At 41.0% G+C, this 26,589-nt stretch carries 22 protein-coding genes and 2 pseudogenes; 13 read left to right on the top strand and 11 right to left on the bottom strand.

Annotated features, from left to right (window positions below; translation table 11 throughout):
* Positions 1–47: 47 nt before the first annotated feature.
* Positions 48–3,149 carry a multidrug efflux RND transporter permease subunit gene (locus FTV04_RS06235; RefSeq protein ID WP_180026671.1) on the bottom strand — a complete coding sequence of 1,034 codons (3,102 nt, stop codon included), beginning with the start codon at positions 3,147–3,149 and terminating at the stop codon, positions 48–50.
* Between the two features lie 276 nt (positions 3,150–3,425).
* Here FTV04_RS06235 and FTV04_RS06230 point away from each other — a divergent pair, with 276 nt between their 5' ends.
* Complete coding sequence (locus tag FTV04_RS06230) at positions 3,426–4,613, top strand: glycerophosphodiester phosphodiesterase (protein WP_180026670.1); 1,188 nt, start codon at positions 3,426–3,428, stop codon at positions 4,611–4,613.
* A gap of 56 nt (positions 4,614–4,669) precedes the next feature.
* Here the strand turns inward: FTV04_RS06230 and FTV04_RS16785 are convergent.
* A pseudogene (locus FTV04_RS16785) lies at positions 4,670–4,870 on the bottom strand (hypothetical protein); the annotation flags it as partial.
* Between the two features lie 90 nt (positions 4,871–4,960).
* Positions 4,961–5,740, bottom strand: a pseudogene (locus tag FTV04_RS06220) (MBL fold metallo-hydrolase); the annotation flags it as partial.
* 372 nt (positions 5,741–6,112) lie between these two features.
* Here FTV04_RS06220 and FTV04_RS06215 point away from each other — a divergent pair.
* The 3 genes from FTV04_RS06215 to lon all read left to right on the top strand — a co-directional run bounded on the left by FTV04_RS06215 (position 6,113) and on the right by lon (position 9,955).
* Positions 6,113–6,487 (top strand): diacylglycerol kinase, encoded by a 375-nt coding sequence (locus FTV04_RS06215; RefSeq protein ID WP_168378310.1) that lies wholly within the window; start codon positions 6,113–6,115, stop codon positions 6,485–6,487.
* Positions 6,488–6,793: 306 nt separating this feature from the next.
* A complete protein-coding gene (locus tag FTV04_RS06210) occupies positions 6,794–7,381 on the top strand; it encodes a 5-formyltetrahydrofolate cyclo-ligase (protein WP_180020703.1) in 588 nt (195 codons plus the stop codon).
* A 147-nt stretch (positions 7,382–7,528) separates the two neighbouring features.
* On the top strand, positions 7,529–9,955 hold the full coding sequence (gene lon / locus FTV04_RS06205) for an endopeptidase La (protein WP_180089054.1): 2,427 nt from the start codon (positions 7,529–7,531) through the stop codon (positions 9,953–9,955).
* A 418-nt stretch (positions 9,956–10,373) separates the two neighbouring features.
* Here lon and FTV04_RS06200 read toward each other — a convergent pair whose 3' ends face one another.
* Complete coding sequence (locus FTV04_RS06200) at positions 10,374–11,336, bottom strand: M20/M25/M40 family metallo-hydrolase (protein ID WP_180089053.1); 963 nt, start codon at positions 11,334–11,336, stop codon at positions 10,374–10,376.
* A gap of 152 nt (positions 11,337–11,488) precedes the next feature.
* Between FTV04_RS06200 and rlmH the strand changes: the two genes are divergently transcribed.
* From rlmH to FTV04_RS06185, 3 genes are all read left to right on the top strand, one after another.
* Positions 11,489–11,971 carry a 23S rRNA (pseudouridine(1915)-N(3))-methyltransferase RlmH gene (gene rlmH / locus FTV04_RS06195; RefSeq protein ID WP_078189858.1) on the top strand — a complete coding sequence of 161 codons (483 nt, stop codon included), beginning with the start codon at positions 11,489–11,491 and terminating at the stop codon, positions 11,969–11,971.
* A 136-nt stretch (positions 11,972–12,107) separates the two neighbouring features.
* Entirely contained in the window at positions 12,108–12,884 is a 777-nt protein-coding gene (locus FTV04_RS06190; protein WP_180089052.1) for a class III extradiol ring-cleavage dioxygenase, read from the top strand.
* Positions 12,885–13,052: 168 nt separating this feature from the next.
* Positions 13,053–13,829 (top strand): META and DUF4377 domain-containing protein, encoded by a 777-nt coding sequence (locus FTV04_RS06185; RefSeq protein WP_180026665.1) that lies wholly within the window; start codon positions 13,053–13,055, stop codon positions 13,827–13,829.
* A gap of 614 nt (positions 13,830–14,443) precedes the next feature.
* Here the strand turns inward: FTV04_RS06185 and gdhA are convergent.
* Positions 14,444–15,790 (bottom strand): NADP-specific glutamate dehydrogenase, encoded by a 1,347-nt coding sequence (gene gdhA / locus FTV04_RS06180; RefSeq protein ID WP_227591817.1) that lies wholly within the window; start codon positions 15,788–15,790, stop codon positions 14,444–14,446.
* Between the two features lie 330 nt (positions 15,791–16,120).
* Here gdhA and FTV04_RS06175 point away from each other — a divergent pair, with 330 nt between their 5' ends.
* Both FTV04_RS06175 and nth read left to right on the top strand, forming a co-directional pair.
* Entirely contained in the window at positions 16,121–16,915 is a 795-nt protein-coding gene (locus tag FTV04_RS06175) for an RnfABCDGE type electron transport complex subunit B (protein ID WP_180089051.1), read from the top strand.
* A 2-nt stretch (positions 16,916–16,917) separates the two neighbouring features.
* Positions 16,918–17,607 carry an endonuclease III gene (nth, locus tag FTV04_RS06170; protein ID WP_180089050.1) on the top strand — a complete coding sequence of 230 codons (690 nt, stop codon included), beginning with the start codon at positions 16,918–16,920 and terminating at the stop codon, positions 17,605–17,607.
* A 56-nt stretch (positions 17,608–17,663) separates the two neighbouring features.
* On the opposite strand, the gene FTV04_RS06165 is transcribed toward nth, so the two are convergent.
* From FTV04_RS06165 to FTV04_RS06150, 4 genes are all read right to left on the bottom strand, one after another.
* A complete protein-coding gene (locus tag FTV04_RS06165; RefSeq protein WP_180026662.1) occupies positions 17,664–17,861 on the bottom strand; it encodes a hypothetical protein in 198 nt (65 codons plus the stop codon).
* 86 nt (positions 17,862–17,947) lie between these two features.
* Positions 17,948–18,607, bottom strand: coding sequence for an adenylate kinase (adk, locus tag FTV04_RS06160; RefSeq protein WP_078189866.1), 660 nt, complete (start codon positions 18,605–18,607; stop codon positions 17,948–17,950).
* Positions 18,608–18,691: 84 nt separating this feature from the next.
* Entirely contained in the window at positions 18,692–20,008 is a 1,317-nt protein-coding gene (locus tag FTV04_RS06155; protein ID WP_168378316.1) for a hypothetical protein, read from the bottom strand.
* Between the two features lie 64 nt (positions 20,009–20,072).
* Positions 20,073–20,591, bottom strand: coding sequence for a hypothetical protein (locus FTV04_RS06150; protein ID WP_180060043.1), 519 nt, complete (start codon positions 20,589–20,591; stop codon positions 20,073–20,075).
* A gap of 234 nt (positions 20,592–20,825) precedes the next feature.
* Between FTV04_RS06150 and mrdA the strand changes: the two genes are divergently transcribed.
* Together mrdA and rsmD are read left to right on the top strand one after the other, a co-directional pair.
* Positions 20,826–22,868, top strand: a complete 2,043-nt coding sequence (gene mrdA, locus FTV04_RS06145; RefSeq protein ID WP_180089049.1) for a penicillin-binding protein 2 — start codon at positions 20,826–20,828, stop codon at positions 22,866–22,868.
* Positions 22,869–22,871: 3 nt separating this feature from the next.
* Complete coding sequence (rsmD, locus tag FTV04_RS06140; protein ID WP_180089048.1) at positions 22,872–23,423, top strand: 16S rRNA (guanine(966)-N(2))-methyltransferase RsmD; 552 nt, start codon at positions 22,872–22,874, stop codon at positions 23,421–23,423.
* 56 nt (positions 23,424–23,479) lie between these two features.
* Here the strand turns inward: rsmD and FTV04_RS06135 are convergent, their stop codons facing one another.
* Positions 23,480–23,962: a hypothetical protein gene (locus tag FTV04_RS06135; RefSeq protein WP_180089047.1), complete on the bottom strand. Its 483-nt coding sequence runs from the start codon at positions 23,960–23,962 to the stop codon at positions 23,480–23,482.
* Between the two features lie 223 nt (positions 23,963–24,185).
* On the opposite strand from FTV04_RS06135, the gene FTV04_RS06130 reads away from it, so the two are divergent.
* Positions 24,186–24,923, top strand: coding sequence for a sulfite exporter TauE/SafE family protein (locus FTV04_RS06130; RefSeq protein ID WP_180089046.1), 738 nt, complete (start codon positions 24,186–24,188; stop codon positions 24,921–24,923).
* A 190-nt stretch (positions 24,924–25,113) separates the two neighbouring features.
* Positions 25,114–25,443, top strand: coding sequence for a hypothetical protein (locus tag FTV04_RS06125; RefSeq protein ID WP_180089045.1), 330 nt, complete (start codon positions 25,114–25,116; stop codon positions 25,441–25,443).
* Positions 25,444–25,537: 94 nt separating this feature from the next.
* Here FTV04_RS06125 and FTV04_RS06120 read toward each other — a convergent pair whose 3' ends face one another.
* Entirely contained in the window at positions 25,538–26,116 is a 579-nt protein-coding gene (locus FTV04_RS06120) for a 1-acyl-sn-glycerol-3-phosphate acyltransferase (protein WP_180003952.1), read from the bottom strand.
* Positions 26,117–26,589: the final 473 nt, after the last annotated feature.

Below are 26,589 nucleotides of genomic sequence, written 5' to 3'. Positions count from 1 at the left end.
TTTCACGGTGGCTTTTAGTGGAGCGATACACTGTGCGTGAATTATTTCTAAGTTTCAGACACCGGTTTGATTTTAAAAATAGAGCGGACCATCACATACATAAACGGAATAAAAATCAGCACCAAGACCGTACCGAATATTACCCCACCGAGTACGCTTACCCCAATCTCTTGACGACTGGCTGCACCTGCGCCAAAAGCAAGAACTAAAGGAACCACCCCTGCACCAAAAGCCAAAGAGGTCATCAAAATAGGACGTAAACGTAGTGCTGCGCCTTCCATTGCAGCCTCGATTACATGTTTGCCTTTTTCTTGTGCCATCGCTGCAAACTCTACAAGCAAGATCGCATTTTTACAGGACAGACCGATGGTCGTCAGCAAGGCAATTTGGAAATAGATGTCATTTGGAAAACCGGTCATGTAGCTAAACAAAATATTACCGCCTATCCCGAGTGGAATCGCACTCATGACTGCGGTCGGAATGCTCCAACTTTCATATAGGGCGGCAAGACAGAGGAAAATAAATCCAATCGAGACCAAATATAGCCAAATCGCTTGATGACTTGATTTTTGCTCTTCAAAAGATAAACCACTCCATGCCACATCCACGCCAGGCACCTGATCGACTAAAGCTTTAACATCCTGCATGGCTTGGCCACTTGAGACATTTTTGGCTGTATCCGCTTCCATTTGTAATGCGGTGTATCCCATAAAGCGATTGACGACTTCAGGGCCGCCACTCCAGCCAATGGTTGAAAAATTACTAAATGGAATCATTTCATTTTGGTCATTACGTACATGCCAATAAGCCAAATCTTCTGGTTTAGAACGGAATTCGGCATCTGCCTGCATCATGACGCGTTTAATACGTCCACGGTCAATGAAATCGTTAATATAACTCCCGCCCCATGCACTACTCATGGTGCTATTAATCGCATTTTGCGTTAAACCCATAGCCATCGCTTGTTTTTGATCAATATCAACTTTCAGTTCAGCTTTGTCTGGGTTAGAGCGTTTGTCTAAATTTTCGAAACTACTGAATTGTGCGGATTTCTCTTGCAGGCTTTTAAATTGCTCATCGAGATAAGCACGACCCTCACCATTCATATCTCGCAGCCAAAACTCCAGACCATCGGTTTGCCCAAGACCGCTGACTGAAGACGGCATGCTGACATTGATTTGTGCATTGTTGAACTTTTTAAAATGTTTCATAGCACGTTCACGAATCGCTTGCGCTGAATTGTATTGTCCTGAACGTTCATCCCAATGCTTCAGTGCAATAAAGCCTTGCCCTAAGTTTTGACCCGTACCAGAAAAATTTCGTCCATAACGAATCATCACCAAATCAATATTTTGCTTTTCTTCAGTCAAAAAGTACTGCCGAATTTGTTCACCGATCTCACGACTTTTCGACATCGGTGCACCTTCTTGTAATTTAAGTTGCACACTCAAAATGCCCTGGTCTTCACTAGGAATAAAACTGGTCGGCAAAGCACGATAAAACAAAGCAAATACCGTAATGAGCCCCGCAAACAAAACCACCGTCCATAAGCGATAACGAACCGTGGCTTGTGCAAGTGCTAGATATTTGGTTTTTAAAGTCTCTAATTTGGTGTTAAACCAAATCGCCCAGCGCTGTGGTTTCGGATTGGGTTTTAAAATTAAGGCACATAATGCAGGGGTTAAAATCAGCGCAACCATCAGTGACAAGCCCATTGCAGCCACGAGTGTGATGGAAAATTGTCTATAGATCACGCCCGTTGAGCCACCAAAGAACGCCATGGGAATAAATACAGCGGTCAATACCAAAGTAATCCCGATTAATGCCCCGCTAATTTCATGCATCGACTCGATGGCCGCTTGTTTTGCTGTTAACTGTTGTTCATGCATTAAACGTTCGACGTTTTCCACCACAACAATCGCATCATCGACCAACAGACCGATGGCCAGTACCAATGCAAACAATGTGAGCGTATTAATGGTCATGCCCAAAGCATATAAAATCGCTAAAGTCCCAAGAATCACCACAGGCACCGTAATCGCAGGTATCAGCGTTGCTCGCCAATTTTGTAAGAAGATAAACATCACCAAAACCACCAGTAAAACGGCTTCGAATAACGTTTTCACCACTTCTTTAATCGATTCTTGTACAAATGGCGTGTTATCCCGTGGATAAACGATTTTATAACCGGCAGGTAATTGCTTCGCTAACTGTTCAATTTCTTGCTTAATTAAGGCTGAGGTTTCAAGTGCATTTGCCCCAGAAGCCAATGAGATCCCCATCCCTGAAGATGGATACCCGTTAATGGTATTAACCCCTGAATAATTTTCCGCACCCAATTCAACACGTGCAACGTCTTTTAAATAGACAAAACTGCCGTTTCGTGCAGATTTGACAATAATATTTTCAAATTCTTCAACTGACTTTAAACGTGAACCTGAAGTGACTTTTGCATTGAGATATTGATCCGATACACTCGGCAATTCACCTACGGCTCCGGCTGCAACCTGCGTATTTTGTGATTCAACAGCCGCACGGATATCACTGGGCATAAGGCTATATTGCTTTAACTTCAGTGGGTTGAGCCAAATGCGCATGGCAAATTGCGAACCAAAAACATCGACTTCACCGATACCCTCAATTCGAGCAATGTCCTGCTCTAGATGAGTCATCATATAGTCACCAAGTTCGATATTCGAACTCTTGCCAGTCTCATCATAGAGGCCGATAACCATATGGGTATCACCCAAAGATTTATAGACATTTACCCCTTGGCGCTGCACATCTTCAGGCAGCCGATTGATTACTCCATTTATGGCATTTTGTACTTGTACTTGAGCGGTATCTGGGTCAGTGCCATTTTCAAAACTGATGCTGATCCGGCTTCGACCTGAAGAGTCGCTGCTTGAACTAAAATATAAAAGGTGATCAATTCCTTTAATTTGTTGTTCAAGAACTTGTGTGACACTTTCCTCAACTGTTTCTGCTGACGCACCGCTATAACTTGCGCTGACCGTAATTCGTGGTGGCGCAATATCTGGATAGCGCTCTACCGGTAAATTGAGCACAGCAAATAGCCCGAGCGCCATGACGATGATCGCCAAGACACCTGCAAAAATCGGTCGATAAATAAAAAACTTAGACAGCATCAGTCCATGTCACTTTTCAATTAATGAAATAAAATATGTTGATTGATTTTTTCAAAAAATCTTATTGATAATCAATCACAATGTGCTTGATTACAAGCCTAGACTACATAAAAACCTTGCTTGAAGCGAAATATGTAGAAAATATGGAGAGCCTCCACTTCAGCTATTTTAGTAAATTTATGTGACAAAACCGCCTCTGTCATGAAGTCTTAGCCACTGCCCTGCAATGTATGCCTGCAACTTCATTCATTTAAATAAAAAGATGCCGAGGCAGCCATGCAAAAACAATTAACAAAACAGTTAAATCTAGCCATAACAAGCAAAGTGAAATCCTCATGGGGCGTGTCTTCACTGCTCCTTTTTAGCGTTTTTGGTTTATCTGCATGTAATTCGGATGACGATAAAACCCATGTCACCAAGCCCCCTATTTTGCCTGATACAGGTTTTGTCATTGTTGGGCATCGTGGTGCCAGTGCTTTGCGACCCGAGCATACCCTTGCCGCATATCAAAAAGCGATTGATGATGGTGCGGATTTTATCGAACCCGATTTAGTGCCAACCAAGGATGGCTATCTGGTTGCGCGCCATGAAAGTGAAATTTCAGGGACAACCAATATTAGTACGCTGTCACAATTTGCGGATCGAAAAACCACCAAAAAAATCGATGGTATCGACTATACAGGATGGTTTACGGAAGACTTTAATTTGAATGAACTGACTCAAAATGTAAAAGCACGTGAGCGTATTGCTCAATATCGCCCTAATAACACTCAATATAATGATCAATACAGCATCCCAACGCTCGAACAAATCATTGAACTTGCCGAAGCTCATTATAAAAAAACTGGAAAAATTGTTGGTTTATATATTGAAACCAAGCATCCCACATTTTTCCAACAGCAAAATCTAGCCATGGAAGATCGTTTACTCACAACGCTTGCCAAATACAGTTATACACGTGATATCGCGCCTGTATATTTACAGTCCTTTGAAACCACCAATCTTAAATACTTACGTGATCAACTCACGCAAAAGAAAACCCTCAAACATGGCAAAATTATTCAATTATTAGATAGCCCAACTGCCATACCGGGTGACTTACAGCAACAAAACTCACCTCAAAATTATGCAAGTTTAGCCACTGCAGATGGCCTAAAATCAGTGGCAAAATATGCAGATGGTGTAGGTCCAAGTAAAACCTATATTTTTTCAAACACTGAATTTAAACAAACCAGTTTTGTCAAAGATGCCCATGCTGCTGGTTTGAAAGTCCATCCTTATACACTCAGACCTGAAAATGGTTTTTTACCTGACTATTTAAAATGTAACTCAGTGGCGACCGAACGTTGTGATACAGGTGCGGCTAAAGAATTTGAAAACTTCTATAAAGCTGGTGTAGATGGTGTATTTGCCGATGATCCAGGACTGGCACGTAAAACCTTAACGCAACTGCAAAAGCCCTAATTTTCCTAAAATGAAAAAAGACGCCGAGGCGTCTTTTTTATTGTTCAATGGAAACCTTAAAGCGGGTTTGCCAAATATTCTGCGGCTGACTGCGTTGCCACTGGCTGAGGTGCTGGAGCTGTCGGAGCTGTCGGAGCCGTCGGAGCTGTCGGAGCTGTCGGAGCTGTCGGAGCTGTCGGAGCTGTCGGAGCTGTCGGAGCTGTCGGAGCTGTCGGAGCTGTCGGAGCTGTCGGAGCTGTCGGAGCTGTCGGAGCTGTCGGAGCTAAATTTAGCGGGTTCCAACGGAACTGACCATCATTCATTTCACTAATTTTACCAATACCCGGAAATGGTAAATGTGCAAATGCAACGAAGGTTTGCTCTTGAGCAAAACGTTTAAAAATTGCTAAACGAGTTTCACTGGCTTTGACCGGATCGACATCAAAATCGACAGATAACTTTGGTTGTTCAAACTGTAAATGATAGGAATGAACCACATCGCCGAGGATAGCAAAACTTTTAGCTTGTGATTTTAAGATAAAAGAATAATGCCCCGGTGTATGTCCAACACTCGGTAAAACCTCTAAACCATTAATCACCGAACCAACGCTAAAGGTCTTAAAACTCCGCATGGTTTGATATGGCGCAATCGCAGCTTTAATTTTCACAACGGTCGCTAAATAACCTTCACGTTTTTCGGTAGCTAAAGTGTTGACGGTGCTTTCACTTAACCAATACTGACTTTCTTGTTCATTGACGTAGACCGTTGCATTTGGAAACACAGCCTTACCTTGTTTCGCAATGCCACATGCATGATCAGGATGTAAATGAGTTAAGAAAACACTGCGTACACGATTAAGCTTATAGCCAGCTGCTTCAATATTTTGTGCAATAGAACCTAAGTTCGGTCCAAAACAACTGGCTGCACCACTATCAACAAGACTGATACCGCCTTGTCCATCATCAATCAGGTAGGCATTGACACTGGTTTGTATACCTTTGCTCTGATCAACAGCAAGCTTTTGGAATAAAGCGCGAACTTCTTCTGGTGTTAAATTTTGTTTAAATAAATCAGGACTTAATTCGAGTGTCCCATCTTTTAAAGCAATGACTTTATACGCACCCACTTGGAAAGGATAAAATCCCATGGGCTGAGTCACATTCGTTTTGATTTCCGTTTGAATAACTGCCGGCTCTGCACTGACAACCTGGCTGGTTAAAAGTGTTGCTGCAAGCACAGCAAAACTAAAGTATTTCATTGTTGACCTATATCACTTTTATTATTTCATGCAATGAAGCAAAGGCTTCAAAATTAAAAAATTTAAACGCCTGTATTGTGCCTGAAATTCAGGCAGATTTTAAGTCTAATAATGAATAAACATAGCACTAACTTGATACAGGCTTATGTAAATCCCCTTAAATTTTTAGGCCCAATAAAATAAAAACTGAATGCAAGAAAACTTTAAGCTTGGCATGTTATATTTTCGCCAGTTTTTAAATCTATACGTCTGTACAGTGCTATGAGTGAAATTTCCCCGTTTAAAGGCAAATCTGGATTTAAACGAATTTTAAATGCAACGCAATATTCCCTCGACGGATTCAAAGCTGCTTATCAAAATGAAGCTGCATTTCGACAAATTGTCTGGATGAATATTGTGCTTATTCCTACCAGTTATTTTCTCGATGTGAGTCGTGCTGAACATGCCCTTATGGTAGTGGTGTGCTTATTTGCCTTGATAGTTGAGTTATTCAATTCTGCCATTGAAGCCGTTGTCGACCGCGTATCTTTAGACAAGCATCCACTTTCTAAAATTGCAAAAGATATGGGGAGTGCCGCTCAATTCGTTGCTTTAGCAATTATCTTTTTTACTTGGTTTATTATCCTTTTGCCTTAAATAAAGGCTGTCTCACTCTATTTGCAGGGTTATGCCCTGCTTTTTTTAATTCCTTATTTCTGTTTTTTAAGTAAAATTTACGCGTCCCTATGCACATCTACTGATCCATCGAAATAAGCCAAAAATTCAAACTATGAAATCATTGGCTTAAACAAGATTAGAGGGGGGAAAATAGATACACATTCATTGAGCAGACCGCTTCTTAAGGACGCTTTTACAAGAAAAGATAAAACCTATTTTTTCGGACTTTTAAGCTTGAACACGTTAAAATGCCTTTGAGAATTTTGTGCTACTTTGAAATGAACCATGACTTTGAGCACCACCAGCCTTCGCAAACAACTCCGCAAGCAGCGTCGTAGCCTAAACCTATGGGCCCAACGACAAGCTGAACAACAGGTCCTACAGCGTTTAATCCGACTCAGTCATTTTCAGCGCAGTCAGCATATAGGCGTGTATTTACATGCATTCGGTGAAATTCACACTCAACAGCTCATCCACTACTGTTTTTCGCATCAAAAACACGTGTATTTACCCATGATTTGCAACATGAATCAGCAACTGGTTTGGGTTGAAATCTCACGACATCAATACATCAACAAACGTTTTTCTCATCACCCACTCGGCATGAAAGAGCCTATGGCGAGTCGTGGGAAGCATGTTTCTCATCTTGACCTTTTAATCATGCCCTTGCTCGCTTGCGACAAGTACGGCACACGTATTGGCATGGGGGGTGGCTTCTACGATAAAACATTAGCAACAGCTCACTCTATACCCTACCGTTTAGGACTTGGTCACGATTTTCAACTCATCCAAGACCCCTTAGTCCGAGAAGCATGGGATCAACCGCTAGATGGCTTTATCAGCCCATCTCAAACTTTAAGTTTCAAACGTTAATTTGATATTTTTGACGCTGAGTTACACTTAAAAATCACATATTTAGTCATTTTTTATACATTTTAATTGGCATGACCCTTGTAATTTAAAAAATACACATCACTATAAAAAACATGGCAACACCGTTGTCACTCATTAGGAGTGCCCATGTCTGAGATTATTATGAATGAAGAAAGCTTGGAAACTACAATTCCGAGCGTATTACCGCTTTTAGCGCTACGAGATGTGGTTGTATATCCTCACATGCAAATTGCACTGTTTGTGGGTCGCGAAAAGTCGATCAATGCAGTCAATGTCGCACGTGACAGTGACAATCTTGTATTCGTAGTTGCACAAAAAGATTCGCTTACAGAAGAAATTGATCACGACAATTTATATCAATACGGTACTGTCGCGAAGATTGTGCAAGTTGTGAATCATGAGAATGATGAAAACTGTATAAAAGTACTGATTGAAGGCTTATATCGTGCCAAGCTAGAAAAAATTATCGATGCCGATGATTACCTGACTGCCGAGCATTCATTAAGCCCAATGACGGTTTCTGTAGACTCAGAAACTCAGAATAACCGTGTCGAAGAATTACGTACCTTATTTGCTCAATATGCAGAAGCAAAACTGCGTAATGCACGTGAATTGATTGCAGCAGCCAATAAAATTGATGATTTACTGCAATTATTATTCTTCGTAGCAACACGCGTGCCTTTGAATATTGATGTCAAACAAAAATTCTTAGAGCATGATGAATTTGAAGCACATTTAGCTGAACTCATGACCTACTTATTACAACAGTCAGAAGAACAGCAAATTGAGCAAACCTTACATGATTCTGTAAAACGCCAAATGGAAAAGAATCAGCGTGAATACTTCTTAAATGAAAAAATGAAGGTCATTCAACGCGAACTTTCTGACATGAATGGCGGTGCTGAAGATGACGTTGCAGAAATTGAAAAACGTCTAGCTGAAGCCGATTTACCTGAACATGTACGTAAAAAAGCTGAAAATGAGTTCCGCAAGCTAAAAGCGATGCAACCTGCTTCAAGCGAAGCTGCTGTCGTGCGTAACTACCTAGAAGTTATTTTAGATACGCCTTGGAACAAAGCTAGCAAAGTCAGCATTAACCTTGCGAAAGCTCAAGATATTCTTGATGCCGATCACTATGGTTTAGACGACGTGAAAGACCGCATCGTGGAATACCTTGCTGTTCAATCACGTGTGAAAAAACTTCGTGGTCCAATCCTGTGCTTAGTTGGTCCTCCAGGTGTTGGTAAAACTTCACTCGGTGAATCTGTTGCCAAAGCGACTGGTCGTGAATTTGTCCGTATGGCGCTTGGCGGCGTGCGTGACGAAGCTGAAATTCGTGGTCACCGTCGTACATATATCGGTGCGATGCCCGGTAAAATTGTGCAGTCTTTGACAAAAGTTGGCGTAAAGAACCCACTGTTCTTACTCGATGAAATCGACAAGATGGCGCAAGACTACCGTGGTGACCCTGCTTCAGCATTGCTTGAAGTCCTCGATCCATCACAAAACAGTAAGTTCAATGATCACTATTTAGATCTTGATCTAGACCTTTCTGAAGTGATGTTCATCTGCACTGCAAACAGCATGAATATTCCAGAAGCTTTGCTTGACCGTATGGAAGTGATTCGTCTACCGGGTTATACCGAAGATGAAAAAGTGAATATTGCTGAACGTTACCTTGTTCCAAAAGCCATCAAGAACAATGGTCTACGTGCAAAAGAATTAACCGTTCACGAAGAAGCCATTCGCGATATCGTACAACGTTATACACGTGAAGCCGGTGTCCGTAGCTTAGAACGTGAAGTATCGAAAATTGCACGTAAAGTGGTAAAAGAAGCAGTGAGCAAGAAAGCGAAAAATCTTCAAATTGAAGTGAATTCGAAAAATCTTCCTGACTACTTAGGTCCACACAAATTCGACTTCGGTATGGCCGAAGAAGAAGCTGAAGTGGGTCGTGTAAACGGCTTGGCTTGGACATCTGTTGGTGGTGAACTACTGACGATTGAAGTTGCAGCAGTTAAAGGTAAAGGCAAGTTCATTACCACCGGTTCTCTTGGCGATGTCATGAAAGAATCGATCACAGCAGCGATGACTGTTGTACGTACCCGTGCAGATGAACTAGGTATTGAAGCGATTCGCTTTGAAGAAACTGATGTACACGTGCATTTACCAGAAGGTGCAACACCGAAAGATGGTCCATCTGCTGGTTTAGCCCTGACCACTGCTCTTGTTTCAGCGTTTACAGGCATTGCGATTCGTCCAGATATTGCGATGACCGGTGAAACCAGTCTTGGTGGCCGTGCAATGCGCATTGGTGGTTTAAAAGAGAAACTTCTCGCTGCTCACCGTGGTGGCATCAAGCTTGTCTTTATCCCACAAGATAACGTTCGTGACTTGACTGAGATTCCAGACAATGTCAAAGAAGGTCTAGAAATTAAACCAGTGAAATCGATTGATGAGATTTTACCTCTAGCCTTGGTTGATATGCCGAAACCTCTTGCAAAGACACCGATTGTCAAAGCAACTGAAGGTGGCAAAGCTGCTCGTCACTAAGCGCTAGCAACTCGCAATAAAAGAAAAAAAGCCCTGTTTCGACAGGGCTTTTTTATATCCATTATTTCATACTGCATATTCGAAACTTTTCATTCAAATTCTTCACAACCACTAGATTCAAGACAACAGCTACAACTATGGATTGGATAACTATTTCAAATTCGACATCAAGATCAAGAATAGCCAATTAGAAAGTCTTACAAAATTTGAATGCTATTACTTGAAATATCGCCCTCTATCCCACATATATAGTAGAGAGATATATGCGCTGTATGTTTCTTTATTGGTTCCAATCACGTCTAAAAGCGTGATGATCATTGGAACAAGATGGTCATCTACATCTCCAGGTAGATGACCTTTTATCGCAGTCCACAGGCTTTCGGGGCTGCGTTTTTTATGTCATGTGTTTAAAGACATGCTATTTCAAATTTAAGATGGTTTTCACCAAACCATCGATCACTTGAGCCATTTTGTCTAAGTTTAATTTATCCATAGTATCTTGCTCGGTGTGATAGTGCTTATTACGATAAAATGCCGTATCAGTGATCATCATCGCTGGCATATCAAATTGCCAATAATTCATATGGTCTGAAAAATCCACACCCTGAATAAATGACGGTGAAATCAAGCGTTCACATTGCAACTGCTTCAAAGACTCCATCGCCGCACAATACGATGAGGTTAAGTCACGAGACTGAATATTCCCCACCGATGCAATAAAATTCGTATGAGATGGATAAATCCATTTCAGTCCAACTGGATAATCTTGAGTGACTTTGGGATCAAAATAACCAATCATTTCCAGAATATACACACCTGAAATTTTATCCTTTTCCTTTGCTACAGATTTTGCATGGATAAAACTGCCCATCGACTCTGTTCTAAAATATGGCGGTTCTTCGAGGGTATAAAATACAAATTCAATATTTTGTTTTAAACGCGCTTTTTCAGCCGAAAGAATCCGAGCAGCTTCGAGTACACCTGCAACGCCAGAAGCATTATCATCAGCGCCATGCTGCTCCTCAAATACATCGTAGTGCGCGCCAATGATCACTCGGTTGCTATGCCCTGCATTTAAGGGACAAACCACATTACGGTATGGTTGGCTGTTTACGGTATAGGTTTGAAAACGACAATTCACACCAAATAAACGCATCTGCTCACGAATCCAAGCAGACACCCGGTTTAACTCTTGAATGTTCTTATAGTTACGATATTCAGCTTCATTACCAATAATTTGTTCTAAATAGACTTTTAAATTATCCGGTTCAGCCGTTTTAATATTGTTCGCAAATGCTGCAAATGAACACAATGCAAAAATTGAAAGCATTGCTGCTTGCTTGAGCAAAAATAATTTACCGTCCTGCCATGTTTTTTTCATTGTTATTATTCCAATTTTCATCTTCGATCTAATCTGTTTATGCTGCGTATTTAAACAGCAAGCAGAACACGATTTCAATTGCAAATTGTGTCTGAACATACAAAGCGCAAGCGAACCGTTATAATGCTCTTTTGTATACTTTCAGGCGCTGTATGAAAATTCGTATTCTGACAATCGGTCAAAAAATGCCAGCATGGGTTCTGACGGGTTTTGAAGATTATTTCAAACGTATTCAGCCATTTGTTCAAACGCAGATCATTGAACTGCCTATGGCTAAACGTGGCAAGAACGACTCAGAAGCCGACATTTTAAAATACCGTCAAATTGAAGGTGACAGCATTTTAAATGCCATGAAATCGAATGAAGTGCTGATCGCCTTAGAAGTCGGTGGTCGAGAGTTCAGTACCGAAAAACTAGCTGAAACCATGAAAGGTTGGATGCTTGAAGGCAATGATGTGGTTTTAGCCATTGGTGGGCCAGATGGACATTCTGAAGCAGTACGTAAAGCTGCAGCATGGCATTGGTCTTTGTCTAAACTAACTTTGCCGCATCCAATGGTTCGTGTCATGCTCATCGAACAGCTATACCGTGCAATGAGTATTAATCATAATCACCCTTACCATCGTGCGGGTTAATCCGAACTGACTCCAGCATCTACAGCAAGTACAGCGTTGCAACAATGAAACAAACCGTTGAAATTATCCGAATTGTTACGCTGAATAATTTAGTGCATGATCATCATATTCCTTTAAACAACCAGCGGCGACCGCGATGAATTTACAAACACTTCCAGGTTTATTTATTTCCCATGGCTCACCTATGCTTGCCATCAATCCTGAGCAAGTCGGTCCTGCGTTGGAACGTTTAAGCCTGAATCTTCCAAAACCTGAAGCCATTGTTATCATGTCAGCACATTGGGAAAGTAACGCACTAGAAGTGAGTACCAGTGCCCGTCCTGAAACTTGGCATGACTTCCGTGGTTTCCCTGCGGAACTTTATGATATTCGTTATCCAGCACCGGGTAACCCAGCGCTTGCTGAAGAAATCCTTCATTTGCTTGCCAATGCAGGATTATCGGCACATGCCAACAGCACTCGTCCACGTGATCATGGCGTTTGGATGCCGTTGTTGCATATGTATCCTGATGCCGACATTCCTGTGATTGAAATATCACTGCCGATGACCATGTCTGCGCAAGAGATCTATAAAATTGGACAAACGCTCGCACCTTTACGTGACAAGCAAATTCTGTTGATTGGATCGGGCAGTATTACTCATAACTTACGTGAATTGGCTTGGGATGGTCGTGCCGCAGCCGTGCCTGAATGGGCGTCTACATTCCGTAATTTTGTGGTCAATAAGCTCACTCATCAAGATTTTGATGCAGTTCTCTATTGGCAAAATATCCCGTTTGTACAACGCAATCATCCGACCATTGAACATTTTGCACCCATCTTCTTTGCGATGGGTGCAGGCCCCCGCTTCTCTATTGTTCACAGTAGCTTTAGTATGGGTTCGCTGGGTATGGATATTTATCGTTTTGATTAAACGTGAATAAAACGAGATAGCTTGACTTATTCATAATTTATATTAATAAGTTAACAAATTATTATTTATGGATACATTTTGCTACTTATTTGAGCTGAATGTATTCATATTTTTTTAAAATGAATGGGTTATGCTACAGGCTGAAATTCACTTAGAACAGTTAGCGTAATGAAATTAAAATATTTAGCAATTGCCCTCTTCCCTTTAGCCCTTGCAGCATGTCAATCAAGCGATATCCAAAAAGCTGGAGATTTAGCCGTGAGCGTATTACAACAACAAAATGCTGATAAAACTTTAGCTTCATATCAATGGAGCACCTCCACTGAAAATGCACCAAAACCTTTGGTTTTAAATTTTCTAGAAAATGGCACTTTGGGTATTTCAACCAGCTGTAATAGCATGTCAACCCAATGGAAAGTTGAACACAATACACTTGTAACAGGTAACATTGCATCTACCATGATGGCGTGTCCTGATAATGCGATGAAACAAGAAGGACTTGCATCTTCACTCTTTAGTGACCGTAAAGCACCTTTTGTTTTAAATACCACAGATCCACAAAATCCAACGTTAACCATTATCTCTGCAACAGGTGAGAAACTGGTGTTCACTGGAAAATTAACACCTGAAACCCAATATAACTCACAAGGCGAAACGATTTTCCTTGAAGTCAGCCCTGAAACGAAACAATGTACAGGCGTTGCTCCACAAACTTGTTTGCAAGTACGTGAAGTGAAGTACGATGAAAAAGGCCTAAAAACACAAGTTGATAAAGACTGGACCTTATTTTACGATCAAATTGAAGGCTTTAAGCACACTCCTGCAGAACGCCAAATTATTCGCGTAAAACGTTTTGAACGTAAAAACCCTGCTGCTGACCAATCAAAATATGCCTATATTTTTGATATGTCAGTCGAACGTGAAGCCGTAAAAGGTACCTTGTAAGTTACAGCCTATAAAAACCGAGGTCATCGCCTCGGTTTTTTATATCTACACAACCGCAAACGCTAATCAGCCGTGCAAAGTTTTCAAATCACAATGTGCTGTTCAGCCAATGCTTTCGCGATGTTAATCTAAAGCTCCTTCTTGCAAATTACTGAATTCATCCTGACGAATCGCAATCAACAGACAGATATTTTTAAGCATACAGCGAATTACCCATTGACGCGATTTTGAAGCAGAACAATTAACTCAATAGACGTGGGTCCTCGTAGAGAATAACGTTCTCCCCCCCCCAAACCACACTCAAATTAACGATGGCAGTATGACATTCTTAGCGGCTGTAATTACATTGGCCACAATTATGATGTAGAAAAGCATACTTTGCGTTTTATAGGAGATGTAGGGAGTACTCTGAAGTTCCACCCACAGTTACATCAGCTAGGGCTTCATATTAAAAGTTTGCTCAGCCAGCCCTTAAATTTTCACTTCAGTGTTATGGATAGCGAAATCCAACTTACCCTGATGAGCACTAATTAACAATCCAATATATTCCAAACCATTCAGCCATAAAAAAACCGAGGCTTGAGCCTCGGTTTTCAGTTCAACTTACGGAGAACTTAGTAAACGCCTTGAGCAAGCATTGCGTCAGCAACTTTTACGAAGCCTGCAATGTTCGCACCGTTTACATAGTTCACAGTACCATCTTCTTCAGTACCGTATTTCACGCAGTTGCGGTGAATTTCTTTCATGATCGCGTGTAGACGCTCGTCAACTTCTTCGAAAGTCCAACCCAAACGAATTGCGTTTTGAGACATTTCAAGACCAGAAGTTGCAACACCACCCGCATTAGATGCTTTACCTGGTGCATAAAGAATTTTCGCTTCAACGAATTTCTCAACTGCAGCCAAAGTAGATGGCATGTTTGCGCCTTCAGCAACACAGATTACGCCATTAGCAAGAAGAGCTTCAGCATCAGCTTCATCTAATTCATTTTGAGTTGCACATGGCAGCGCGATATCACATTTGATTGACCAAGGGCGTTGACCTTCTAAATATTCAAAACCGTGCTTAGATGCAAATTCAGAAATACGGCCACGCTTAACGTTTTTCAATTCCATTACTTCAGCAAGAAGTTCAGTTGTGAAACCGTCTTTTACGTATACAGTACCTGCTGAGTCTGAAAGTGAAACCACTTTCGCACCCAAGTACATTGCTTTTTCAGCAGCGTATTGTGCAACGTTACCAGAACCCGAAATCGTTACAACTTTATCTTTAAAGCTGTCGCCACGAGTTTTTAGCATTTCCTCAGCGAAATACACAGTACCGTAACCAGTTGCTTCAGGACGTGCAAGTGAACCACCGAAAGTTAAACCTTTACCAGTGAACACACATGCTGTGTCGTTGCTTAATTTTTTCATCATACCAGCCATGTAGCCCACTTCACGGCCACCTACACCGATGTCGCCCGCAGGGATGTCAGTGTTAGAACCAAGATGACGGTATAACTCGATCATTAATGCTTGACAGAAACGCATAATTTCGCCTTCAGATTTACCTTTAGGGTCAAAATCTGAACCACCTTTACCACCACCCATAGGAAGTGTAGTTAAGGCATTTTTGAAAGTTTGTTCAAAACCTAAGAATTTAAGAATTGAAAGGTTCACTGATGGGTGGAAACGCATACCACCTTTGAATGGACCAATTGCTGAGTTGTATTGAACACGGAAAGCACGGTTAACTTGAGTTTGACCTTTGTCATCTACCCATGAAACACGGAACTGAATTGCACGCTCAGGCTCAACAAGACGTTCTAGCAAACCGTAGTCAGCATATTGTGGGTTCTTTTCGATGAATGGCCAAAGGCTCGTCATCACTTCTTCAACAGCTTGAAGAAATTCAGGTTGATGTTCATCACGTGTTTTAACGTAGTCTAGGAAGTCGTTAAGGCTGTTATATTTCAACACTTAATCCTCAGCAGATGTATGGATCAAAATTGATCACAATTTTGATCAAAGATATATTTTGGCGCAAAATATTAAATATCTTTTGTAACTAATCAGCAATAGTTTTTTTAAAAAATCTTTAAATTCTTTATAGAACAGCGATTTAAATTGATTAATCAGATATTTTAGTTATAAATACTATTACTTTTAGGAATATTTTAATGAATTATTTTGCTCATTTATGATGCATCTATAGACCCATTTTTGCGCACAGCAATTCATACTGAAACATGCTAGAATTCAACGTCCTCTTTGGTTTTTCTCTGCCTTCATTTGTACTCGCGACTACCCATGACTTCTGAAATTTCCCTCATCCAACAAATTGATGCCCTATTGCCACAAACTCAATGTGGACTTTGTGGACACCGAGACGGCTGCTTACCCTATGCCAAAGCCATCAGTGAAGGAGAAGAAGCCAATAAATGTATACCCGGTGGTCAACCTGTGGCAGATTCACTAGCAGCGTTATTAAATCGTCCACACTTAACAGCAGAAGCCAGCGTTTGGCCAATCCGAAGTGATGGGCGCCCGCAACGGGTTAAAGCTGTGATTCGTGAGGATGAATGTATTGGTTGTACCAAATGTATCAGTGCCTGCCCTGTCGATGCCATTATTGGCTCAGGCAAATTGATGCATACGGTCTTGACGGATTTATGTACGGGCTGCGAACTCTGCATCCCACCTTGTCCCGTGGATTGTATCGACCTTGTCGAAGAGCTTGATCAAGTGCCATCTGAAGCCGCTCGAATCGCAGAACAGAATGATTTACGTCGCCGCTACTATGCACATATTCAACGTGAGGAAAAGCGCAGAATTCATCGTAAAGGCCCAGTCGTACGTGCTGAAATTGACACGGAACTTTTTGCCCAATTTTCGACCCAGACAGACTCAGTACCGGTCATTGAAGTCGTGGAAAAACCTGCTACGCCAGTCGTTCAACTCGATGCAAAAACCACCATTGAACTTGCAAAAATTCGTACACAAATTAAGAAATTAGAAAAACAACTGAGTGTTCGAGACGATGCAAAAAAACGTGAGTTACTCCATACCCTCACGCAACAATTAACACAACTGCAAGGGGCTTAATCATGGCTGTTAAAAACATGACTAAGAAGCAAATTCAAACTTTTTTTGAACGCTTACGTGAGCAACGCCCCAACCCGAAAACCGAACTCAATTATAGTAGTCCATTTGAACTTTTAGTGGCTGTTACCCTATCTGCTCAGGCCACAGATGTCAGTGTCAACAAAGCCACAGATAAACTTTTTCCAGTAGCAAATACTCCTGAAGCTATTTATGCATTAGGTGTTGACGGACTGAAGGAATATATCAAGACCATTGGCCTGTATAACTCAAAAGCGGAAAATGTCATTAAAGCCTGCAAGATTCTCATTGAGAAGCACAACAGCATCGTTCCGAATAATCGTGCAGATTTGGAAGCCTTACCCGGTGTCGGTCGTAAAACTGCAAATGTGGTGCTGAATACTGCTTTTGGTCAACCGACCATGGCCGTTGATACACATATTTTTCGTTTAGGTAATCGTACAGGATTGGCTGTCGGCAAAAATGTTTTGGAAGTCGAATACCGACTCGTCAAAGTCATCCCCAAAGAGTTTATTGTTGATTCACATCATTGGTTGATTCTGCATGGGCGTTATACCTGTATTGCCCGCAAACCCAAATGTCATGAATGTATCGTGTCTGATGTATGTAATTGGCCTGACCGTTTTGACTTTGGCGCATTAAGACCGATTAAAACCACCCAAATTGAAGATTAATCTCTTCAATTTCGGGGTAGATGGAATTTGTATAAATCAATTGATCGAGTTGATGCTTAATTTTTATCTTGTTCTTTGTTTTTTTTATCAAACTCTTGCTGCAGCTTTGGATGTAAGCGATATTGCTTCGGGTTCAATTTAGCTTGCTCTGCTTCTTCCACTTGCACCTTACGCAACATTTTAAAGCTGACAAATAATAAGCCCAATAACACCGCCACAGCGATGATGACCATTATAACCAAAGCAAATTTCATAACAGATTCGCCCTAAAAGCCACATAAAAAAAGAGCCCCACTATGCAGTAGGACTCTTTGATTGTCAAAAATTCAAAAAAGTTGAATTATTTAGACTGATCTAAAATCGCGAACAAATCAGTTTGAACTTGATCGATTGGACGAAGACCATTTAATTTGTCATAAGTCGGTGCGTTTTCGCCAGAAGCTGCACGACCTTGGTAGAAACCAACCAATTGCTCAGTTTCAGCGTGGTAAGAACCTAAACGCTTACGAATTGTTGCTTCTTGGTCATCCGGACGTTGAACAAGGTCTTCACCAGTTTCGTCATCTTTACCTTCCACTTTTGGTGGGTTGTAAACGGTGTGATATACACGACCAGATGCAGGGTGTTGACGACGACCAGATAAACGTTGAACGATTTCTTCGTCAGGTACATCGATTTCAATTACATGATCGATGCTGATCCCTTCGTTTTCAAGCGCTTCAGCTTGTGGAATCGTACGCGGGAAACCGTCAAAAATGCAGCCGTTGACACAGTCAGGTTGAGCAATGCGTTCTTTTACAAGACCAATAATAAGCTCATCAGATACAAGGCCGCCATTGTCCATGACGCTTTTAGCTTGTAGACCTAATTCAGTACCTTCACGAATCGCAGCACGGAGCATATCACCGGTTGAAATTTGTGGGATATCGTAGCGCTTACAGATCAACTGAGCTTGTGTACCTTTACCTGCTCCAGGTGGTCCGAGTAATATAATGCGCATAAAAAAACATCCTCATTTTAAACATTGTATATGACGCTATGTAGTGATCTGAACCCAAGATTCAGATCGTCTTCCAGCATCTAATTATAAGAAAGCCACAAACAAATGTATTGTACCCGCGATAAAACCGGTTACACCACCCAAGACAATTAAAATCCATTCGTCTTCCTGAAATGCAGGACGTAATAGATTTTGAAATTCTTTCGGTGTTAGCTCACGAATACGGTCTCTAAACATTTGAAAGATTTTCTGTGCACGGCTCGCATTAAACGCAGGGTCGCATACAGGCACCATCGTAATTTCAATTGAGCGATCGATCAAGTCTGTCTTGAGTTTTGCGTACTCTTTTGGACCTAAAGACAACTGTAATGAGGTACGAACCAGTGGAGATTCCATAATTTCATTAATATGACGTTTCACAATGCGACGAGTCTTATCTTTCTTCCCGCCATACATCATTTCGGTCATGATAGATTTTAACGTAATTAGGTCTTCTGTGACTACACTTGCGAATACATCTGAAACTTCTTCTTGGCGTTTCATAAATGCCCCTTGAACATTGTACGTTCCAATACGTGGAATCACAGGTTTAATCCAAGGGAATTTACGATCTTTAGTTAATTCAAATAATTGCAAATACTTAACAGGGTGCGGCTCTATTGGATTAAATACCATCCAGATGGCAATCCAGTTGGTCAAAAAGCCCCAGATTGCGGCCCAAAATGGAACCGTCCAATGCCATGGCACCACAAACCAAACGATCATTTGGAAGATACCAAAGAACATCCCAATCAAGGCACTAATATGCCAAATAAAGTTGATTTCTTTCTGGCCAACTTTAAGGAACATCCGCACCATCAAGAGACGATCCGCTTCCATTTGACTCACCACCATTTCTCGCATGTCAACAAGTGACTCTACGTTCATGGTCAGTTCGGTCACGAGTTCTTTTAAGGTATTTGGCAGCTGTTTATGTGCTTGGGCATAAATACGGCGTTTAATCGAATACGGTAAGTTTTCCCAAAGCACCGCATTTCGGTCTAGCATGACTTCATCAATCAAATGCTCAAGTTCAAAGCCAACTTGTTCACCAATGATGCGCGCCATGTCCTCAGGATCCATTGCATCCAAAAACTCGCGTAAGGAACCCAATTTAGACAATGTGTTATCCGTAATAATGCCAGAAATACGTCCAGCTTTTCTTGGCACAATCCCCTGCCATCCCACGGGTAATGGACCTAAATGGAATCCCCAGAAAGTAATCGGGTAAAACACCATTTTCAGTGCCATCCAAACGTGTGCCCAGGTAACGAATGCGGTAACGGGGATAATACTCAGCACAGCCCAAAAATCGGGACGTTGCAAAAAGGTTTGCCACAATTCGTTAACGTACTCAAGCATGCATAACTTCCATATTTAATTTTATTCAGTGAGTGCGGTTATAAAATAAAGTTGATTATTTTCACTACAAACCAAAACTTAAAGTATATGAGATTTGTAGTCTCGGTTCGGTTTCCACAATCACATTACCTGATTTGTCTTCTAATTTTTCACCCGCACCCATGCCTACACTAAACGTACTAATACGCTCGGCACTCAACATCACATAAGCAAGATCGATACCACCACCTAAACGCGCTTCATCTTCACCATCTACTTTCTTGGAGTCGATGTGGCCCGCATAAGCTCCGATATAATAACCATTTTTATCTTTGCCAGTGAAATGAACTGGGTAACGAAAGCCGACTTGCCCGCCAGGTGTTTTATCATCGTTCAAGAAAACACCAGCTTTTGCATAAGCAATGCCATATGGGTTTACCCACTCACCATTCACGTGAATAATTTTTTGAGTAAAACCTGCTCCAACATTCCATGGTTGATAACCCTCACCTGTTAATTTTGCCTCAGGTAAAAATGAATTGTCATTGGCATGTGCGATGCTTCCAAGCATCATAAATGCAAGCAATGGATATAATTTATTCATTGTTTTCACAAACTTCCTTAGTATTATTTTTTGGAATATTCCTTTTTTATACGTTTCGACTTTAGCAGAATAATATGAACTGTTATACACAAAGCCCCATATTTTTCATGTCTGCAAAGTCAAAATATAGACTGCGATCGCAGCAGAGTCGTTTTTATTTATCAAAAAAATGTCAGTTGCGCTAGAATATGCCTCTTCCGTTATTTTAGCTCTCAGTCTTTAAGTCGATCGCGTATGAAGCAGCATTATCCTTTAAAAAATGTCCAGCAAGAAAAGCGGATTTATCGTAATCGCGTGGTGATTTCGATAGGGATTGTCTCCTTCTTTATGCTGTTGCTTGTGGCACGTTATGCATATTTACAAATCAAAAGTTATGAGACCTTTTCGACTGCGGCAGATCAAAACCGAATTCGATTGCAACCGCTTGCACCTTCTCGTGGTTATATCTATGACCGTAATGGCGTGCTATTAGCCGATAATTATCCGGTTTTCTCGGCAACCATGAGCCGTGCGGATGTTGAAGACATTGATGATACCGTTGAGCGCCTAACACCCTTATTAGAGCTTACATCTGAAGATATCGAACGCTTTAAAAGTCGGATTAAAACCTCTAAAAAGACTGAACGTGTTTCGATTAAACTGAATTTAAATGAAAATGATATCGCCCGTTTTAGTGAGGTGAAATATCAATTCCCAGGTGTCAATATAGAGACCCAAATGACTCGCTACTATCCACATGGTGAACTGTTTGCCCATGTGATTGGCTATGTAGGTCGTATTAATGACAAAGAACTAAAAACGATTGATAAAGATTTATACGCTGGCTCAAACCTGATCGGTAAAATTGGCGTTGAAAAATCATACGAAGAACTTTTACACGGTATGCCGGGAAATGAGTCGGTTGAAGCCGATGCCTTTGGTAATGTGTTACGTCATCTAGGTCGTAAAGATCCGATTCGTGGTAATGACTTATATTTATCCCTAGATTATGGACTGCAAATGGTTGCTTCAGAGCAGCTTGCAGATCGACGTGGTGCGATTGTTGCGATTGACCCACGTACTGGGGAAATCCTTGCTCTCGTTTCTAGTCCAAGTTTTAACCCCAACTTATTTGTTACCGGGATTAGCAGTAAAGATTATTCTGAACTACGTGATAGCCTTGATCAGCCTTTATATAACCGTGCTGTACAAGGGGCTTATCCTCCAGGTTCAACGATCAAACCGATGTTTGGTCTAGGTGGTATTCATTATGGTCTAGTGGACTGGAGTACTGCCATTTCAGATCCGGGCTATTTCACGCTTCCGGGTGACAGCCATCGTTTCCGTGACCACAAAAAAACTGGTCATGGCTCAGTTAATTTACACAAAGCTCAAGTCATTTCCTGCGATACCTATTTCTATGTCTTGTCCTATCGTATGGGCATTGAAAAAATGAATACTTGGATGCGTCAGTTTGGCTTCGGTGAAAAAACCGGTGTAGATTTACCAAGTGAAAGTACGGGGCTATATCCAAATCCTGAATGGAAGCTCCGTACACGGAAGTCCAACTGGCTCAAAGGTGAAACCATTTCTGTCAGTATTGGTCAGGGTGCATTTACAGCAACACCATTACAACTGGCGATGGCAACTGCCATTACCGCTAATCAAGGCTCTCATGTTACACCTCACGTTTTGCGTGAAAGTAAAGGCGCAAAGGTTCATAAAGTCCATAACGCCCCGAATGGTCGCATTCAATTTAATGGTAAGCCAGATGATTGGATCAAAATGCGTGATGCCATGATTGATGTGGTTCAAACAGGGACCGGTCGTGGTATTCGTACCCCAATGTATCAAATCGCAGGTAAAACAGGCACCGCACAGGTTAAAAGTATTGCCCAAGGTAAACGCTATAACGAATCTTTATTGACAGAGCGTCAACTTGACCATGGTTTATTTGTTGGTTTTGCCCCTGCGGAAAAACCTGAAATTGCGATTGCCGTCGTTTGGGAAAATGGTCGTCACGGTGGTTCTGCTGCTCAAATTGCGAAACCGATGTTTGACTACTGGTTATTAACACGTAAAAAGAATCCAATTCGTCCTGCTAGCCATCAAATTAGCGGTGGTCTCATGACTGCGGGTCTAAAACCGAGTGAGTTACCAAGCGGCTCTAATATTTTATCAGCCGACCCAAATGCGAGCCCAACAGCTCAGCAGAACAACAGTGCCACTCAACAACCGAATAGTGTAAATACAACACCTCGTGCTGCCAGTGCAGCACATGCAACCGATGAGGAATAATTCATGAAAAATCAATTAAGAATCATTGGTGGTGAATGGAAGCGTCGTCAATTACCTTTTGCCAGTATTGACGGTTTACGCCCTACACCTGACCGTGTCCGCGAGACATTATTTAACTGGCTCATGTGGGATGTTCAAAATGCCAAAGTCCTCGACCTCTGTACAGGTTCAGGGGCATTATCGTTTGAAGCACTCTCACGTGGTGCAGCAGAAGCCGTTTTAATTGAACCTGATCGCACCCAAGCGAAGTTTCTCATGGACAATTTAGAACTCTTAAGGGTGAACAAACAACGTGTGCAACTCAAAAACATGACGGCACAACAAGCCATTCCTAACTTGAAAGATCAATTTGATCTGATTTTCTTAGATCCCCCTTATAGTCTTGATTTATGGCAAGAACTTGCTGAATTGGTCGATCCGTGCATTGCAGACAATGGTTTAATTTATATCGAAGCTGACCGTGATCTTGCTCAGTTAAAGCTCCCGAGCAGTTGGCAGCAAATCAAACAAACCAAAGCAGGTACGGTACGTGCAGGCTTATATAAAAAGGCTTAATGTAAATGCACACAAAAAAGGACGTTAATGCGTCCTTTTTTATTACTTGAAAATCATTAAACCTGTGGTCGAAGTGGACGCTGGCTATTAAATCCACCCGGGGTTTTAGCTTTATCCACGGGCGTCACTTTTGGACGTTGTTGCTGTGGTTTTTGCTGCTGGGGCTTGCTTGTATTGGGTTTAGCCGAAGTCTGAGGCTTTGAGCTTGGACGCTGCACATTTGACGGATGCTGAGATGAAGAATTGTGTACATTCGGTTTATGCGCATTTGGTTTATATATATTGTCTGGACGGTTATTCGAATTCGGTCGTGGTGAGTTTGGTCGATGTTGCGGGCTATTCACTCGACCATATGAGCGGTCATAACGCTGACTTGAGTCATAGCGCTGACCGTATGAACCACCATATTGACCTGAATAACCATATTGATTTGCATAGCCATATTGATTCGAATGGTATCGGCCATCATCAAATGGCGCCACGACACACCCTGTAAATGTAACTGCAACCACAGATAGCAAAGCAACTTGTTTAAGCATGTGTAGCACTCCTCTTTGATGAAGAGCATTTTCACCTCTTTGATGAAGAGCATTTTCACTTATCGAAATGAATTTAATTGGAAGTCTGTGTACATCTGCTGTATTTAAACATTCATGTTTTATTCATCATTTAACATCCAATTTTTCTTCATTTGCTCAGTCAGCCACATTTATATAGAAAAATTCACTACAATAGCGCCACGTATTTCAAAGCTGTAATTTAATGACTTGGCTGATTTTTATTCTTGGTGCCATCTTTGCGGGATTCGTACAAGGATTAACAGGGTTTGCATTCGCCCTTATCGCAATGTCATTTTGGGTTTGGATACTTCCCCCGCAAATAGCAGCACCCTTGGTCGTCTGCGCTTCAGTTTATAGCCACTTCATCTCATTATCATCAGAACGCAAAAGCATTCCGATCAATAAAAATATCATTTATCCCTATTTAATTGCAGGAATTTTAGGTGTACCGCTCGGTACGTATTTATTAGACAGCATTAATCCAGATACATTTAAATTGGTTTTGGGCGCTTTTTTAATGTTTTGGTGCCCAATTTTATTTTTTAATCCTAAATTTTCATTCATCCAAAAATCAGGGAAATGGGCGGATTCTAGTATTGGATATATTGCTGGAATCTTGGGTGGTCTTGGAGGCTTTTGTGGTGCATTACCCTCTGCATGGCTCATGCTGAAAAATACACCCAAAGCAGAACAACGCTATATTTTGCGACATTTCAATTTAGCCATTCAGCTCGTTACACTCATCAGCTATCTGCTACAAGGGATCATCCATCGTGAACATCTGCCCTATTTAGCCGTGCTGTTGGTGATTATGGCTTTTCCAGTGATTTTTGGTGCCAAACTTTTTTATCGCATTTCAGAACGCCAATTTAAGCATATCGTGTTAGGGCTATTATTTTCTTCAGGCTGCTTTTTGGTAACGATGAGTGTCTTAACCTGATGACTCAAAATCTAAAGATATTTGTCCAAATTGTTCTAACAAAACGCCTTTTCAGTTAGACATTCACATCTTGTAACAATGACACAGTTCACATTTAAATAAAAATTAGCCAAATGGTAAAAAAGTGATTAATTTTTTTGACGAAAATTAATAGAATATTGCACCTCATAATTTTGCTTAAAATAAAACCATGAAAAAGCTCATCCTGCTTGCAGGTGTGACTCTGCTTAGCGGCTGTATGTTTGGCACGTCCAGTGAAATTAAAAAAGCTGAAAAACTACTCTCACATTTTCAATGCAATAATATTGAAAGTTCACATATGACTCATAGCTCGATTACAAGTTTTCATGAAGAAAAACTGGCATCAAGCAAACAAAAAGTCGTGTCTTATATCGATAGCTATAAGCAAGGCGAAAAGTTATTTCGTATCCCGCTCATCGATGTGGTTGATCAGCAATACATTATTTATAAGGCGGCATGTCAAAATCTGGGCGGTATCCATCCCGACTTTAATGATTAAAATCAATATAAAAATCTAAACAGAAGAATCTAAATAGAAGAATCTAAACATAAAAAAGGACAGCCGATGCTGTCCTATTTATTGGTTTGTTGGATTAATGATAGCGTGTATCGACACTGAATTTTTCAGGAAATTTGGCATGAATTTGCGCGTAAAAATCCATGATTTCAGCCATATCTTTTTCATAATCGCCTGTAGGATAAACAATTTTACCCACACCCGTTTTTTTCTGCGCATAGTCCATATAGGCTAAAGCAATCGGCACACCTGCTTGCATGGCAACATGATAAAAACCGGTTTTCCACTTCTCTTGTTTAGCGCGCGTCCCTTCAGGCGTTACCAACATGACTAATTTCGGATGTTGCTTAAATAAGTCAGCCATCAGCTCAACCATACTTTGACGTGCTTCACCATCTTGTTTTGGACGACGATTAATACCAATTCCGCCCATAGCACGTACAAAAGGTCCAAACGGAAATTTCATATAACTGTCTTTAATCGTGATACGAACATTTACCCCTAAAGCTTTCAGGGCAAGGCGTGCATAAAGTGCATCCCAATTACTGGTATGTGGCGCTGCAATCATGACACATTGGTCGATATTTAAATCCCAATGGTTATCAATTTGCCACCCCATTAAGTTCAGACTTTTTTCCGCTGTTTTTTCAAACACAATTTGCACCGACAGTTTTTTCTATGCCACAGAGTTTAACAACGCAAAATAATTATAAAAGCCTATATTGTTTAGTTATTCACCAATTAATATATAAATGTCCTTTAGCGTTCACTTTTAGGTAAATCACCAATATTTCACTATTTACGAATTTTAAAAAATCAAATGTCTGTTTTGATGTATTAACCAAACACACAATTGTTAACAGGAATAGGCTATTTTTCTTGAGCAATAAAAGTCACGCTTAGCATTATATTGGGTACATACGGTGTATAAATCTCATGAAAAAACTAATCCTCGCTCTCTGTATGGTCAGTGCAACCTTAACGGCATGTTCAAAAACCAGCAATAGATCTCTTTCATAAATCAAAAAACGATCTTCTTTTTGGTTAATATTTGCACTCCGGATTTCTTAGCATTCGTGCATAATCTGCGGATGAAATACATCGATTCAAACAAGCTTTCTGATCCTC

The sequence above is a fragment of the Acinetobacter sp. YH12219 genome, from assembly GCF_013417875.1.
Lineage (GTDB): Bacteria > Pseudomonadota > Gammaproteobacteria > Pseudomonadales > Moraxellaceae > Acinetobacter > Acinetobacter amyesii.
Note: the sequence above shows the minus strand (reverse complement) of the source record. Positions and strands in the feature narration are given on the sequence as shown.